Raw genomic sequence first — 1,473 nt, 5'->3', positions numbered from 1 at the left:
GGTGTTTTTTTGTTTCTGATAATTATCGGGCAGAATGAAAACGTACCCTTTTCGTTCTATACTTATATGCCTATATTCGCTAATGTCTGACGACCCGCTTTCTTTTGATCGGGTTACAGACTGGCTGTATCCATCACCTGTCCTTCGCTTCTGCTTGCCGAGAGAGTTCTGACATGTCCAAAAAAGATAAGTCATCACAGCCCCCTGCTGATTTGAACAAGCAGAAACAGGGTTTCGGCGAAACACCGCAAGTTGATGGTTTCGGCGAAGTGCCTCAGGCAGAGTTTTCAGGCATTCCGCTCTCCTCTTCGGTTGGCGACTGGTCGCGGATGATCAGTGAAATGGCTGAGCAGCCGGAAGCACTGCCTGTTACCAAACCGGCAACCCCAAAGAAAACCGCCCCGAAAAAAAGCGACACCTCCAAGGCACCTTCATCCCGCGCCAAAGCAGCCACGCTGAAAGAACGCGTCGCGTCAGGTCTTAATCCTGTCTCCGGCATGGATATCACTATGGAAGATGCAGCCAATATGCCTTCCAGCGGTGCCACTGCAACTGTGGAAGCTCTGTCTGCCTTGATTGAATCCGGCAATCCGCTGTTCAAAAACGGTAAACTCTGGACACCGCACCGGCCGGAACGCCCTGCCAAATCTGAGGGCGGCATCCAGATTAAAATGGAAACCGAGTATACCCCTTCCGGTGACCAGCCGACAGCTATCGCCGATCTGGTTGAAGGCATTGAGAACAGTGATCAGACACAGGTTCTGCTCGGCGTCACCGGCTCCGGCAAGACCTTTACCGTTGCCAATATTATTGAACGCACCCAGCGCCCTGCTCTGATCCTCGCACCGAATAAAACACTGGCTGCCCAGCTTTACGGAGAGTTTAAAAGCTTCTTCCCGAATAATGCGGTCGAATATTTCGTTTCCTATTATGATTATTACCAGCCGGAAGCCTATGTGCCGCGCTCCGATACCTTCATTGAGAAAGAATCCTCGATCAATGAAGAAATCGACCGGATGCGCCACTCCGCAACCCGCTCGCTGTTGGAACGCGATGATGTGATTATCGTCGCCTCGGTCTCCTGTATTTACGGTATCGGTTCGGTCGAAACCTATACGGCGATGACCTTTGAGATGAAGATCGGCGACCGTCTTGATCAGCGTCAGCTTCTCGCCGATCTGGTGGCACAGCAATATAAGCGGCAGGATATCAATTTCGTGCGCGGTTCTTTCCGCGTGCGCGGCGATACAATTGAACTCTTCCCTGCCCACTTGGAAGACCGCGCATGGCGCATTTCGCTCTTTGGCGATGAGATTGAGACCATTACAGAATTTGACCCGCTGACCGGACAGAAAACCGGCGATCTCAAATCCGTAAAAATCTATGCGAACTCGCATTATGTAACACCGCGCCCGACACTTAATCAGGCGATCAAATCCATCAAGGAAGAGCTAAAACATCGTCTCGTCGAGC

1 protein-coding gene is annotated in these 1,473 nt (G+C 51.4%); it reads left to right on the top strand.

All coding sequences use genetic code 11. The features are described from left to right. Window positions 1–173 precede the first annotated feature (173 nt). Window positions 174–1,473, top strand: a 1,300-nt coding sequence (locus A918_RS0105850; protein WP_022710154.1) for a DEAD/DEAH box helicase family protein, incomplete at its 3' end; no start/stop codon positions are given.

This window comes from Pseudochrobactrum sp. AO18b (assembly GCF_000409565.1).
GTDB lineage: Bacteria > Pseudomonadota > Alphaproteobacteria > Rhizobiales > Rhizobiaceae > Pseudochrobactrum > Pseudochrobactrum saccharolyticum.
This window is presented reverse-complemented; position numbering and strand designations above follow the sequence as displayed.